The organism is Bradyrhizobium sp. CAR08 (assembly GCF_052871955.1).
The window spans coordinates 768,316-781,100 of sequence record NZ_JBIXJX010000001.1; the positions used below are offsets into that span (position 1 = coordinate 768,316).

A 12,785-nucleotide genomic window follows, 5' to 3' on the forward strand; every position below is an offset into this window, starting at 1 on the left:
GCGGAACTCGCAGGACGCGATTGCATTAACCTGTGAGAGGAAAAGCCTATGGATTCCACGATGGCAACGGATCGCTTCGCAAACTCCATGTCCTCAGCGCTTCGCCATCCCGGCGTAATCGCGTTGATTGTGGCCGCGTTGACGATTGCTGCGATGCTCATCGTCGATCACGGACCATGGAATCGGGCCAAGACGCAGCCCGCCCATGTTGCGATGTACGCAACCACGGGTGAAGCCGCGCGGGCCGCAGGTGCCAAAATTCTCCCGACCGAACCGCACTCCCCGATCGAGCCGGAGCGGCCGGGGCCGAAGACGTCCCCAACCGTCAATCCAGTGACGCCGTAAGACGCTCTAGCCCTTGCGGCCGTAGTTGAGCAATCCGCCGGTGGTCTTCGGCGGATGCGCGCGCAGGGCTTCCTCGTTCGGATCGGTGCCCCAGCCGGGCCGGTCCGGAATGACCAGATGGCCGTTCTGAATGTCGGGCTCATGCGTGAACAGTTCGCGGTCCCACGCCAGGCGATCGATGTCGATCTCCATGATGCGCAGGTTCGGCACGGCGGCGCAGAAATGCGCGTTCATCATCGAACAGAGATGGCCGTAGAAATTGTGCGGAGCAACGTTGACTTCGAACGCTTCCGCGGCGGCTGCGATCTTCATCGACTGCCAGACGCCGTTCCAGGGCGTGTCGATGATCGCGACGTCCATGGCCTGCTCGCGAAAATAGGGCAGGAATTCCCGCAAGCCCAATAGCGTCTCGCAGGACGAGATCGGATGCGGGCTTTGCCTGCGGATGTAACCGAGCGCTTCCGGATTGAAACTGTCGATCTCGATCCAGAACATGTCGAGGTCCGCGATGGTGCGCAGGATCTCCAGATAGCCCTCCGTCTTGGCGTTGAAGTTGCAGTCAAGCAAGATGTCGACGTCGGGGCCTGCACCGTCCCGGATCGCTTCCAGATGCATGCGCAGATCGCGCAGGATTTTGCGATCGACGTTGATCTCGGGAGCGAAGGGCGAGCCGAAGCCCGGTCGCCAACCGGTCGGTTTGCCGTCATCATAGGAGAAGATGTTGGTTTTGAGCGCGGTGAACTTCTTCTCGCGGACCTCGCGTCCGATTGCCTTGACGCCGTCGAGGTTCTCGATCGGCGGCTTGTACCAGGACGGGTGATTGATCCGCCACGTTGCGCAATGCGACCAATAGACCCTGACATCGTCGCGGATCTTGCCGCCGAGCAGTTCGTAGCAGGGCACACCAAGACATTTCGCCTTGGCATCGAGCAGCGCATTCTCGATCGCGCCGAGCGCCTGCGCCACCACGCCGCCGGCGGCAGGGCGGGTGGCCGCGAACAGCTCGGCGTAGATGCGCTCGTGCCGGAAAACGTTCTGCCCGACGACGCGGGCAGACAGGCGCTGGATCGCAGCACCGACGCCGGGCGAGCCGAAGCCTTCGTCGAACTCGCTCCAGCCGACGATGCCGTCCTCGGTCGTCAGCTTGACGAAGTGGTAGTTTCTCCAGCCGGCGTCGCAGGCGAGAATTTCGAGACTTGTTGCTTTCGACGATTTGGTCATGTCGCTCCCTGTTGCCCGGCTGGGCTTTTTTCTTTGGCGGGCGCAAGCCCGGGTCCAGCCACGATTGTTAGGCTAACGGCCTTGCGCAGTGAAGCCTGGCGAGGTGTGCAGGGAAGCCCCTTCCGAACGTTCTATCGAGAAACGCGGGGAATCTGGTGGGGACAGCCATGATCTTGCCCGGGATCGTCCTGAAAAGGCGCCATGCTCTGACTTTTTTGGCCACAATCGGGATCGACCCTCCGGCCATGAGATTTCTGGCTGTGATTTCGATCCTGGCGCTGCTCACGATGAGTGGAGCCGCCATTTCAGATCAGTTTCTGACGGCCGATCAGCACGTCGCGCACGGGGTGGAATAGCGCGGCGGGCGTATAGGTTTTTTGTCTTGGGGGAGACAGCGATGCTTTCGATCGACCAATTCCTGCGCTTCATCAGCGTGCCGGCCGTGTTTGCGGCCTTCATCATCGCCTCGCAGATCTCGGCAGTCTTGTCGCAAGGCAAAGGCTAGTCAGCCGATCAATGACGAGCCGAGCAGGGCGAGCACAGCCAGCGCCATCAACGCGGTGCCGAGCCAGCCCAGCGCGACGAGCCATGACCGGCCCTTGAAGCGACCCATGATCGCCTTGCTCGAGACGATCAGCATCATCATGGCCATGATCGGAACGGCCACGATGCCGTTGAGCACCGCGCTCCAGACCAGCATGTGGATCGAGTCGATCCCGGTGAACCCCAGACCGAAGCCGATGATGGTGGCGGCGGCGATGATGGTGTAGAAGCCGACCGCCTCGTCGGGCTTCGCCTCCAGCGTCGCGCGCCAGCCGAAGATCTCCGCCACGCCGTAAGCGGCCGAGCCCGCCAGCACGGGAATTGCGAGCAGGCCGGTGCCGATGATGCCGATCGCGAACAGGGCGAAGGTGAAGTCGCCGGCGAGCGGCCGCAGCGCCTCGGCGGCCTCCGTCGCCGAGTTGATGTTGGTGACGCCATTCGCGTGCAGCACCGAGGCGGTGGTGAGGATGATGAAGAAGGCGATGCCGTTGGAGAGCAGCATGCCGGAGAGGGTGTCGGCCCGGATGCGCGCCAGCTCGAGACTGCCGCCGCGCTTCAGCTCGCGCAGCGGCTTGTCGCGCTTGCCCTGGTTCATCTCCTCGACCTCCTGCGAGGCCTGCCAGAAGAACAAATACGGGCTGATCGTGGTGCCGAGCACGGCGACGACCATCATGAAATAGTCGGCGCTGACATTCGTCTTCGGCCACACCGCCGCGAGCAGCGCCGTGCTCCACGGAATCTTCACGGTGAAGGCGGTCGCGACATAGGCGAACAGCGCCAAGGTGAGGAATTTCAGCACCGGCGAATAGCGCCGATAGGGCAGGAACACCTGCAGCAGGGTCGAGCCCGCCGCGAAGATCAGCGCGTGCTCGTGGTTGAGACCGCCGATCACCAGCGAGAGCGCCTCCGCCATCGCCGCGATGTCGGCGGCAATGTTGAAGGTGTTGGCGGCGACCAGCATGGCGACGAGCGACAGCACCGCCCAGCGCGGCGCGATCTGCATGACGTTGGCGGCCAGCCCCTTGCCGGTGACGCGGCCGATCCGGGCGCTGACGAGCTGGATCGCGATCATGAACGGCGTAGTCAGAAATACCGTCCAGAGCAGTCCGTAACCGAATTGCGCGCCGGCCTGCGAATAGGTGGCGATGCCGGACGGATCGTCGTCGGCGGCCCCGGTGACGAGACCCGGCCCCAGCCTCTGCAACAGCGACGGTGCGGATTTCGTGGGGCTGACGGCATCGTCGGTCATGGCAGGAGGGATCTCGGTCGGGGCGCGTCCTTCACAAATGCTAATGAGGGAACAAGGTTCCCGGGCTGCGGGTAAGGCGCGCCTCGTTGATTTCTGATAAAGCTAATTTCGTTTGACTCGTCGGGCAAAACACCTGTATAAGTGCATCATCGAAGAATACCCGGTGCAGCGTTTGCACGCATTCCGAGCGCGACCGGACTGCGATGGCCGGCCAGTGCGCAACCCGCGCACGGACACCGGCGAGACGTTTGTCTCCTGAGCGCGTGCGGTCGGGACTATTTGATGCTGACGAACATGCCCCAGGCGCCGGCCAGCGCGGCGCCGGCAAAGACGATCAGCGGGTTGTTGCAGAACGCACTGCCATAGGTGCACATGGTGACGCCGAACGAGCCGATCTCGTGATGGCTCGCGGAGTAGAACAGTCCCGACAGTACCAGCAGCGCGGCGGCGACGTAATACATCGATGATCTCTCCGGCCCTTTCCCGATTGCGTTGGTCGCAGGGGTCATTGTCCAGCATGGCGCGAACCAATTGCATCCTGGCGAACCCGCCCTGCTGCATTTGAACTAAAGTCGACCAATCCCGGGAGATGCTGTCCCCGCGGGCCGCAATCTGGACGTGTGATCGGGGCCAGAACATCTGCGCGGGAACTGTTGGACGCGCTCTCCATTAACGAACACGAACAGACCAATCGAGGGGAGGGGCCCATGGGCGCCGAGCGGATGCACCCTCCGCGGTACTGGCGGATGCGGGCGGAAGAATTTCGCACCAAGGCGGACAATTGCGAATATCGCGAGACGCGGGACGTGCTGCGCAAGGTGGCGCAAAACTACGACGAACTGGCCCGCCGCGCCGCGCGCATCTGCACCGTCGAGAGCCTGGATGAACTGCGGGGAGAGCCCGCCAACAGCAAGCCGGTTTGATCGTTCAGGGCAAACCCGCTTGATGGTTCAGGACGAAGCCGATGATCCGCGCGCGCGATCATGGGGCGTCGTAGGCCGTCGCTTCCATCAGAAGCGCCACCCGCGTGATAGGAACGAATGTCCACTTTGGTACTTTGGAACTCAATCCTCCAACGAGGGATGAGATGAGCAGTGAACAGCAAGCAGGCCCGGCAACGCGGCCGGATCAATATTACGAGCCGGGGCCGGCGTGCCCCAAATGCGAGAGGGGCACGCGCTGCCTGACCTCGATCTTCGACGTGAGGCGCGAACGCTCGGTCCTGATCTATCGGTGCGATTCGTGCCGCGAGGACGTCTGGATCTGAGCGAGGCACGTCCTCGGGGTCGGCCCGCTTGCGGGATGGCGCGCTGTAGATCTCATGGAAACAACGCATAAGAATGTCGGATAGGAACTTCGCCTGTTTCGCTCACTTGTCGCCTGCACCGATCACGCAAGGCGAGACAGCTTCCGACCATGCAATCACGCTACCCGTTGTTGAAGAAGTGGACAGCGGAAGAGCACGAGCGGCTGAAGGCGTTGGCCGAAGCCGGTTGGCGGCCGGACGAGATCGCGGGCGAACTTGGTCGCAGTGAAGCCGCGGTGAGGGTGCGCGCGTGGCAGCACGGCATCGCGCTGCGCCTCGTCACGCAGAAGCGCGGACCCTGAAGACCAGCTGGGTCGAAGGCGGGCATCCCGCCCTGTGTTCACTTATGAACGGTCCTCAATCGTCTCTCGACGTACTCTGCGAATGGGCAGCAACACGGGAGCTTGTCATGCTCACCCGCGAGGACTTCGAGACGGATCTCGACCGGCAGAAAATGCACCAGCTCGATGCAAGCCAAACGACACGACAATTGCTGCGCCGTTCGCGGGAGCAGATCGCGGCATCGATCTCACTGCTTCAGCAGCAAGTTCCGAAGATCTGGCACCCTGAACCTCCAGAACGATAGAAACCTCTTCCGCCGTTCCCGCGTTTGCGCGCATGGCGGATCAAGACACCAGGCAGCGGCCAATTTGTGCTGCGTGCAACAAACCCATGACATTCATCGACGCGGTGAGTTCACCGGACGGCGCGATGGCCATCTTTCGGTGCTCCCAGTGCAACAAGCTGTTCTGGGAGACGCCCGGGCGAGACCAAAGCCAAAGCCAAAGCCAAAGCCGAAACTAAGGCGTCGAAAAGAAACGGCCCCAGCCCGGGGGGCGAGCTGAGGCCGTGGGGGGCGCCGGTCGTGCATCCGGACCGACGCGCGAATAACTTTTTGATCCCGAAAGCTGTTCCTATTTCAGGCGAGCGTGGACATCGCGCGCCCCGATGAAACACGTCTGAAACAGTTCTGAAACCCGATTGTCTCGAACGCCCCGCCGGCTGCGTCCGACCAACCTAGCGAAAAGGAGATCATCATGATCCAGGTTGGTTCGAAGGAAGAAGTCGCGTTTTTGCTGGCTCTGTTCGGCACCCACACCCAGCCGGTCAAGCGGCCGGCGAAATCGCGGCAGGCGTGAGGCGCTGATCCCATGCCAGGCTTGGCCGAATGCCAGAGCCTCTTGCGGCTTCTGATCGCAAGGGGCGACCCGAAGGCCATCCCGCTCGCGACAGGCGCCATCGATCAATATCTGAACACCGCGCCGGTGTGCATGCGCGGCCGTGGCCTGCGCGTGCTCCAGCGCGACGCGCTCGACCAGCATGGCACTGCGGTGGGCGTGCAGCGCTCGTTCGCGGAAACGGTGGATGCCTACATCGTCGGGAAGCTTGCGGAGGAGTGAGGGGACCGAATGTCGTTTCGCCCTGTCGCTTTCGGCTTCCTGAAGAGGCACGAACGCGGCAGGAGGGAACCGCGAAGTTCCCGGAACCCATTGATCCCGCATAGATTTTTTCGCGACTTCCGGAAACCTTTGTCCGCTTCAGACCTATTAGGGCAAAGGATGCTGCAATGCCCCGATATTATTTCGATCTGCGCGACGACACTGGTGTAGCGCTCGACGAGGAAGGCTTGGAGCTGGCCAGCTGGCGCGCCGTTCAGGCGGAGGCCGCCAAGTCGGTCGCGGACATGGCGCGCGATGCTATCCTCTCCGCGCCTGCCGCGGGCGGCAGGCAGACAATGGCGATCGACGTTCGCGATGCCAGGGGTCCCGTGATGCAGGTCAAGTTCTCGTTCGCGATCGAGACCTTCAGGATGCCTGCGGCATCACGCGATCATTGACGCGTGAGAACGCCGGGCGGGGATGACTCGGGCTCGAGCACGGCGATCTTGCGGCCGAGCTGCCAGACCTCGACCTTGCCGTGCCGCGTGAACTGCTGCGCGAAGGTGAGGGCGATCGCATCCGACGCGGCCTCGAACGCTTCGGCGGAGCGGAAGACGCCGTTGTCGCCGACCAGGTAAGCGCGATATTGCTGGGTCATGTCGGCGGCCTCAGCCCTGGCGATTGCAGCCAGGCGGCAATATGCATGGCGGTCTCGTCCTGCCGCGCCTGGCGCAGCAGCATCTCGCGGCGGCGCCCCGGCGCGAGCGTGCGCGCCTCCTCGCGCAGCCGCGCGGCCTCCGCGGCGAGCCGTTCGTCGAGTGTCGTGGTCTGCTTGAATCGTCGTCGCTTCTGCATGCACGTCTCCCTCGTTCGCGTGGGGCGGGAGCGCTGTTGGGCGTTCTCATCACCGGCAGATGCCAATGGATAAAGCTTACAGCCGTCGTCTGAGAAGAAGACATATCATATGATATGTCGGTGGATTAAATTGCGAGAGCAGGTTCAGTGGTTTGAGCGGGTTACTCAAGTTGAGGCAATGTTCACTTTTGGACAGAAGCGAGCTGAGCTGGCGCGGGAAGGGACGCGCCGGATGATCAGCGTGGAATGTGTGGTCTCTGCGCCGGCTCGAGCGCTGCCCAGCTCAGTGCAGCAAAGCCGATGTCATCGTCACGCGCGAGAAGATTTCAGAACAACGTGCGTGTGGCTCGCCACCCGATGCGGGCGAGAGGATGAGTTGACAGTGTTCGCGTTTGATCTAGCAAGGCAAAAATTCACCTCGGGGCGAAGAGCAGTGTATCTGATCTCGCTCCCAAAATTTGTGCGGGGTAGCCGATGAGCAATTCACTGCTCGCTTTGGTCCTTTCGGACACGCCGGCAATGCCGGACATGGCGGCGCTTGCGAAGGCCCTCCGCGCTCGACATCCTGAACTGGCAACTGAGGTTGCAGAGAATGGAGACGCGCAACAGGCTCAGGCAAACTCGCCGCTCATTCGCTGTGGCAACGAGCTTGTTGCCGTCATGTCGATGCCGGCGCCCATTCCTGACGATCCCGGCTTGTGGTCGCGCGCTTCCACGACATGGCCGCAGGCCAAGGCGGCCGCGGCGCGACATCGAGGGCATCTGATCGTCTCTGTGCTTGGCCAAAATCAGCGTCCGTTGCCCGCCGCTCGTCTCACGACTGCCGCTATCGGCGCATTGATTGCGACGGTGCCGGAATGTTGCGCTGTTGTATGGAATGGCAAGGTCGCACGATCCGCCGATCTATGGTTGGACATGTCCAGCCGATCGTTTGCGCCGTATCCAGACTATCCTTCCTCACTGTGGGTGGACATATTGCCGTTCCGATCAAAGACAGGCATCGGAGCGGTAACGATGGGGCTGTCAGCATTCGCTGAGCGTGAAATCGAGTTCGAGACCACAAGCTGACACTTCCCACGCTGGTCAATAAGGTGGACGGTCTTGCCGTCTATCTGGTTGAGCACGGGCTTGTGGTCAAAGACGGCGATACGTTTGGTCGCGACTCGCGCGAGCGCTTCTCGGCTCGTTATCAGGCCTCCGATCGATTCGAAGGCTTGCCCGTTCTTTTCTGTACCGATGGTTCGGCATAATTGACTGTAACGATACGCGGAGAGAGTTGCGCGCGTCCCATTCAGGATACGTCATTTGACACGTCGGGCAAAACACTGGCAGAATGGCATGATCGAGATGAATTTGGATCGAGCCCGCGGGGGTTGCCGCGGGCTTTTTTGTTGGCAGTTGATGGCCGTTCTTCGTCGTGCCCCGATGGGCATGATGTTCAATGGGACGTAGTCAGGGGCGCGGATAGGGCAGTTTCTATTGCGAAACGACCCAGAGCGCGAAACCACAGCTTTTACGAACTGGGTCCCTACTACAGCGTGGGAGGCAAAGGGGGGATTGGCTCGAGGACGAAAGTATCCTTCCTCCGTACAGGGTATTCCGTCTGCCGGCTTCTACCGCGCCTGCGCGGTTCGTGTTTGATAAATCGGCTGGCAGCTTGCCAATTGACCTGGAGCCCTACTACGGCTGGTAGCTCATTTCGGGTCGGACAAAAGCAGTATTGGAGTGGCTTGATCCGGAGGCCTTTGTGTTTGTGCAATGCACGGTGCGAGTGCCGCATGGTAGCTACGATGGCCCGGACTATTGGATCTGCGATGTTGTTCGCGTCCTTGATGCACTTGATGAAGCGCAATCGCGTTTGACCATCCGAACTGAGGACGATCCTCGCTCCCTCAAATTTGGAAAGAAGGTCTACTTGACCATGCTTGGCTCCAAGCTGATCTTTACAGAGGCTGCAGTCGGCAAAGCGCATATCTTTCGTATGGCTCATAGCGAGGCTGACGTCGTATGCGATCAAGACATGAAGGATGCCTGCAAGTCGGCCGGTCTGATGCATAGTCAGTGCAGGCCATACTAAACTGTCGGGGCAGCTCAATCCTGGGGACACATACCGTGCAGATTAAGCTACCCGAAACGGACCTCAAATCAGCCCAGAGCCTCCTAACCATTGAACTCAAGGATGGTAGCGGCCAGCACGTGGGCCAATACTTCTTCGGAAAGGGACACGGCCGAACGGTTTTCCTGTTCGGCAAGTACAAGGGCGCCTTCAAAACGCACGCTGAGTGTCAGGCCTTCGTCGACGGCGTTCTTGCAGTGCTCTTCCCCTGAGAGTGGGAGCAGCGACTGCCCTGAAAGGAGTGGAATGCTGGCGAAGGAAGCTCGCCGAAGCGGAGATACCAGATCGATAGAGGTTTGACATGATGCCTCCAGAACAGACGGGTGCGAACCCTTTACTGCGCGACCACACCCTTGACGCCCACATGGCGGCTTCTTCGACCTTGGTCTTGGAAAGGTCGAGCTCGCGGATCGGGTTGCCATTGGGCGCGAGAAAGGCGATCAGATCGAGGAACGCGGCCTCGGCCGCCCTGATCTCGCCTATGCGCGGGCGCTTGCGGTCGTTGAGTTCGACGCCGCCCAGCTCGGTCACAGCCTCGCTTGCGTCTGCCGGCGGCGCCTGATCGGCCCGCATCTCCGGAGGCTTGGCGTTCGTCTTCGCGTTCATGGTTGCCTCTCGTGGGATTAGAGGAAGTCACCGCCGAAATGATCTTCGAGCTCGTTGTCGCGGCGGTCGTAGATCACCAGCGTTTTGAGTTTCTTGGGCCGGACTTACTTCTGACCAGCAGCGGATCGACGCGATTATCCAACGACGACGTGATGAAACCGGCGCGCATCGAATGTCCGGAGAAGGCCGCCTCGCCGAGGCCGGCGGCCACGATCGGGCTTCGCGATCCGCGCGACGGATCTGTGGGACTGGGCGCCGACGGGGCCGTGTCAATCGACTTCGCGGAAGACGGGCCCGACCGAGCTGCCATTGGCCGAAAGGCGGGCAATCTCGCATCGATCGTCAAGGAGAGCTGTTTGTAAGTCCGCCCCATGGCAACACCTCCAGATGGAAGTGTTGCACTTCGTTTGTGAACTCAGGAGACCTTTCCGCCTCGAGATAGGCCCGCACCGCGGCCATCGGGTCGACGAAAGCGCCAGGAACCACTAGTCTGCAACTTCAGTCGAGGATCTCACCGGGACCGCCCTCGGAAAGAAAATAGCCGTGAGGTTGCCGATCAACAAAGGACTCGATCTGACGCCTGCGCAGTGGACTGCAGCTGGTGCCGGGCTTTTTAGTGGTCGTGGCTCGAATACTTGTCTTCGAAGGCTACATCCCGCGAAACTGGGCGATAATCCTGGTCATCATTGGATTTGGTGTGCCGCCCGCTTTGATCGGCTGGCCCAGGAAACGCACGATCTCCCAGGCTCAATGAGGCGGAGCCAGGCCACCGCCGCCGGCTGGAGTCCGTTAAGGGCGCTTATCGGACGTCAGCGGCGGATTGCGAGATGGCGACAAGTGACCGATATTGTTGCAAAAGTCCTTTTTCAGCCGATGACCAAATTCTACGGGCCGGAGGTGCGACTTTCGCTAACAAGATGCGAGGGACCTCACGGCCTCCCGCAAACCGTATTGTTTTCGCGAAAAATCTTGAGGCCTGCAACTTTCGAGTTTTGCAACGCAATCGACCCATAGCAGACCTCAGACATAGCTGCCCCTGAGGTAGCGGACAGGATTTCAATGCGTATGCGGCGCCGCCGAACCCGTTTTAGATCGCACGATGTAGGCCTTCCGCAGTCGTAGAAGCGGTTTCTCGAAGAACTCGAATGACAGCCCCGCCAACGGTGCGAATGCCGCGAAAAGCACGCTAGCAGCTGGGAGTGCCCACCAAAAATTGGCGTCTTGGCCGGCACGGTCTTCGATGAGGGGTATCGAGACTTCGCGCAGGAAAAAATGCAGGAGATAAATCGAATATGACCACTCTCCGACCTTGCGAAGGCAGAGATCAACCTTTGGAGGAACGCTTATTCCTGAGTTGTCGTACCACGCCACGAAACTGCCAAAGGCGACGGCCTGCGCCGACGGTATTATTATCCACAATGCTGAGGGAGACGGATAGGCCCCATCGAGGTTGAAGAAGCCGCCCTTGGCATCGAATATTTGCCAGAAGACCAGGAACAGCAGCCCACACGTGAAAGCCAGGATGCGACGTGCCTTTACGCCAAGTCCAGCCGTTGCGAAGAACATGCCCATAAGAAATTGGTCGATCGCCCCGACAATGGTCCAATACGCCACGAGCTGGACCTCTCCGTATTTTACCCAGAGGAGCGCACGCAGGCAGAGGCTTAGACAGGTGCCGATGAGCAGGGCACAAGGCCCAAAGCGGTTGCTCAGCGCAAGTAGGTACGGGAACAGCAGGTAGAAGTGAAATTCAATCGTGATTGACCACGCTCCGTTCGGCAATGTCGGCAACATGACTCCGCGCCAGATCTGACTAAAGTAAATTGGAGACCCGACGTGAAGCTTGCCAAGAATATACCAAGCGGCCAAACACCCGGCGAGCAAGGGTACTAATCTTACTGCTCGACTCCAAAGGAACGCGGGATAGTTGATCGCCTGCCCGTTGACCAGCTTGGCGAATAGATAGCCACTCAGTGTCATGAAGAGCCCAACGCCAACGTGGCCCTCTTCCACCAGCGCGAAAGGGAATGGCGGCACGGTTGAGAACGGCACCGGAAATTGAGTAGTTAAATGGGTGAAGTGCCACACGAAAACGAGGTAGGCCGCCAGAGCTCTTATGTGATCGAGGCGAGAAAAATATAAGCCACTGCTGGATTTCATGAAATCACGAACCATGCTCGGTCTAAATTGACCAGATATGCTAGGACCAAGTCTTCGGTCTGAGCCTGGAGTGCGGCGTTCCGATAGATGACAATCTCGGACTCGTCAGCCCTGCGAACTATCAACTTCGCCGTCGAGAAGCAAAGCGGCACGCCGCTCGACGTCATCATCAGGTCCTCACGAACCAGTCCTCTTGGAATAACTCGAACGCCTTCCGGAAATTCTCCGCCTCGAACGCGAACGTAGCTTTCCCGTCGACGTCCATTGCGAATACCGAGCCCGAAAAAAGCAGTTATTGACACTAACTTTCATCAGCATCGGACAAGCCCGTGCCAAGATAGTCACACAAAACTCTTAAGGCGCGATGACAGGGACCGACATTTAGGTGCGCTCAAGCCAGTCAACCGGCGGTGTGAGGAAGACTCCTTTTGGCCCGTTTGAGCCCTATCCACTGGTTCGGCGATTGTTCGCTTCTCGGGAAGACCTGAAACGACGCTCATACTCTCGAACCGACGATACTGACCTAAGAGAACGTCTCGTTGGTTAAGTTAACTAGCTGCTCGAAGCTTCCGCAACGCCAGGCGTTCCTGCTTCTTGACCGCTGGTGGGAGCCTGTTGCGACTCTTTCAGGAGCAGCAGCGCCGCAGCTGTCACGACACCCGTGGCGAGCAGGTACAGGGGCGATATGTTCAAACCGGGCCCTTCGATGACCAGATAGGAGAACAATCCCGCGGTCGACGCGATGAAGCCGAGCCAAGCAAGCTTCGGAAAGCGAAATCCACGTTCACCGCGCCAAAGATCAAGCACGAGGTAGTACACGAGAAGGCTGTTGCAGAGTGCCGCCGGCAGCAGGCCCAGGACGATTCCGTTTTCGAACGCGAGATAGGATAACACGCCGTCGACCTGAGCAATCACCGCGAAGGGCACATAGCGCGGATTGAGGCAGGCCAGCGCGATCGACGCAAGCTCGAACGCGTAGAAGTACCGCTCGTGCATCTTCGGGAG

19 protein-coding genes and 1 pseudogene are annotated in these 12,785 nt (G+C 60.2%); 12 read left to right on the top strand and 8 right to left on the bottom strand.

Translation table 11 applies throughout. The features are described 5' to 3' along the window. The first annotated feature begins 48 nt into the window (after nt 1–48). Nucleotides 49–345 carry a hypothetical protein gene (locus ACIPUD_RS03570; RefSeq protein ID WP_018454872.1) on the top strand — a complete coding sequence of 99 codons (297 nt, stop codon included), beginning with the start codon at nt 49–51 and terminating at the stop codon, nt 343–345. Nucleotides 346–351: 6 nt separating this feature from the next. Here ACIPUD_RS03570 and ACIPUD_RS03575 read toward each other — a convergent pair whose 3' ends face one another. Continuing rightward, nucleotides 352–1,566: a mandelate racemase/muconate lactonizing enzyme family protein gene (locus ACIPUD_RS03575; protein ID WP_446480127.1), complete on the bottom strand. Its 1,215-nt coding sequence runs from the start codon at nt 1,564–1,566 to the stop codon at nt 352–354. A 167-nt stretch (nt 1,567–1,733) separates the two neighbouring features. Between ACIPUD_RS03575 and ACIPUD_RS03580 the strand changes: the two genes are divergently transcribed. Further along, nucleotides 1,734–1,922: a hypothetical protein gene (locus tag ACIPUD_RS03580; protein ID WP_085350650.1), complete on the top strand. Its 189-nt coding sequence runs from the start codon at nt 1,734–1,736 to the stop codon at nt 1,920–1,922. Between the two features lie 149 nt (nt 1,923–2,071). Here ACIPUD_RS03580 and ACIPUD_RS03585 read toward each other — a convergent pair whose 3' ends face one another. Beyond that, nucleotides 2,072–3,358, bottom strand: a complete 1,287-nt coding sequence (locus tag ACIPUD_RS03585; protein WP_085384814.1) for an NRAMP family divalent metal transporter — start codon at nt 3,356–3,358, stop codon at nt 2,072–2,074. Nucleotides 3,359–3,633: 275 nt separating this feature from the next. Beyond that, nucleotides 3,634–3,819, bottom strand: a complete 186-nt coding sequence (locus ACIPUD_RS03590; protein ID WP_018454867.1) for a hypothetical protein — start codon at nt 3,817–3,819, stop codon at nt 3,634–3,636. Nucleotides 3,820–4,065: 246 nt separating this feature from the next. Between ACIPUD_RS03590 and ACIPUD_RS03595 the strand changes: the two genes are divergently transcribed. The 6 genes from ACIPUD_RS03595 (at nt 4,066) to ACIPUD_RS03620 (ending at nt 6,501) form a co-directional block, all read left to right on the top strand. Continuing rightward, nucleotides 4,066–4,281 carry a hypothetical protein gene (locus ACIPUD_RS03595; protein ID WP_085384813.1) on the top strand — a complete coding sequence of 72 codons (216 nt, stop codon included), beginning with the start codon at nt 4,066–4,068 and terminating at the stop codon, nt 4,279–4,281. 164 nt (nt 4,282–4,445) lie between these two features. Then, nucleotides 4,446–4,625: a hypothetical protein gene (locus ACIPUD_RS03600; protein ID WP_085350653.1), complete on the top strand. Its 180-nt coding sequence runs from the start codon at nt 4,446–4,448 to the stop codon at nt 4,623–4,625. A 149-nt stretch (nt 4,626–4,774) separates the two neighbouring features. Then, nucleotides 4,775–4,966, top strand: coding sequence for a hypothetical protein (locus ACIPUD_RS03605; RefSeq protein ID WP_027519295.1), 192 nt, complete (start codon nt 4,775–4,777; stop codon nt 4,964–4,966). A 107-nt stretch (nt 4,967–5,073) separates the two neighbouring features. Further along, entirely contained in the window at nt 5,074–5,250 is a 177-nt protein-coding gene (locus tag ACIPUD_RS03610) for a hypothetical protein (RefSeq protein ID WP_166517529.1), read from the top strand. 565 nt (nt 5,251–5,815) lie between these two features. After that, a complete protein-coding gene (locus ACIPUD_RS03615; protein ID WP_085350655.1) occupies nt 5,816–6,064 on the top strand; it encodes a hypothetical protein in 249 nt (82 codons plus the stop codon). Nucleotides 6,065–6,231: 167 nt separating this feature from the next. Continuing rightward, on the top strand, nt 6,232–6,501 hold the full coding sequence (locus ACIPUD_RS03620; protein ID WP_446480128.1) for a DUF6894 family protein: 270 nt from the start codon (nt 6,232–6,234) through the stop codon (nt 6,499–6,501). Here the strand turns inward: ACIPUD_RS03620 and ACIPUD_RS03625 are convergent. Beyond that, nucleotides 6,495–6,701, bottom strand: a complete 207-nt coding sequence (locus tag ACIPUD_RS03625) for a hypothetical protein (protein WP_085361080.1) — start codon at nt 6,699–6,701, stop codon at nt 6,495–6,497. The genes ACIPUD_RS03620 and ACIPUD_RS03625 overlap by 7 nt on opposite strands. After that, nucleotides 6,698–6,898, bottom strand: a complete 201-nt coding sequence (locus ACIPUD_RS03630) for a hypothetical protein (RefSeq protein WP_018454858.1) — start codon at nt 6,896–6,898, stop codon at nt 6,698–6,700. The genes ACIPUD_RS03625 and ACIPUD_RS03630 overlap by 4 nt, the downstream gene beginning before the upstream one ends. A gap of 474 nt (nt 6,899–7,372) precedes the next feature. Between ACIPUD_RS03630 and ACIPUD_RS03635 the strand changes: the two genes are divergently transcribed. From ACIPUD_RS03635 to ACIPUD_RS03645, 3 genes are all read left to right on the top strand, one after another. Continuing rightward, complete coding sequence (locus ACIPUD_RS03635; protein WP_446480129.1) at nt 7,373–7,966, top strand: DUF4261 domain-containing protein; 594 nt, start codon at nt 7,373–7,375, stop codon at nt 7,964–7,966. Nucleotides 7,967–7,989: 23 nt separating this feature from the next. After that, the gene (locus tag ACIPUD_RS03640; RefSeq protein WP_446480130.1) at nt 7,990–8,148 is read left to right on the top strand and encodes a hypothetical protein; all 159 of its coding nucleotides are present in this window, start codon (nt 7,990–7,992) and stop codon (nt 8,146–8,148) included. A gap of 446 nt (nt 8,149–8,594) precedes the next feature. Then, on the top strand, nt 8,595–8,975 hold the full coding sequence (locus ACIPUD_RS03645) for an imm11 family protein (RefSeq protein ID WP_446480141.1): 381 nt from the start codon (nt 8,595–8,597) through the stop codon (nt 8,973–8,975). 189 nt (nt 8,976–9,164) lie between these two features. Here ACIPUD_RS03645 and ACIPUD_RS03650 read toward each other — a convergent pair whose 3' ends face one another. Then, on the bottom strand, nt 9,165–9,620 hold the full coding sequence (locus ACIPUD_RS03650) for an Acb2/Tad1 domain-containing protein (protein WP_446480131.1): 456 nt from the start codon (nt 9,618–9,620) through the stop codon (nt 9,165–9,167). A 38-nt stretch (nt 9,621–9,658) separates the two neighbouring features. Here ACIPUD_RS03650 and ACIPUD_RS03655 point away from each other — a divergent pair, with 38 nt between their 5' ends. Further along, nucleotides 9,659–9,982, top strand: a complete 324-nt coding sequence (locus ACIPUD_RS03655) for a hypothetical protein (protein WP_446480132.1) — start codon at nt 9,659–9,661, stop codon at nt 9,980–9,982. 694 nt (nt 9,983–10,676) lie between these two features. Here ACIPUD_RS03655 and ACIPUD_RS03660 read toward each other — a convergent pair. Further along, nucleotides 10,677–11,795, bottom strand: coding sequence for an acyltransferase family protein (locus ACIPUD_RS03660; RefSeq protein ID WP_446480133.1), 1,119 nt, complete (start codon nt 11,793–11,795; stop codon nt 10,677–10,679). 537 nt (nt 11,796–12,332) lie between these two features. Then, nucleotides 12,333–12,785: pseudogene (locus tag ACIPUD_RS03665) on the bottom strand (hypothetical protein); the annotation flags it as partial.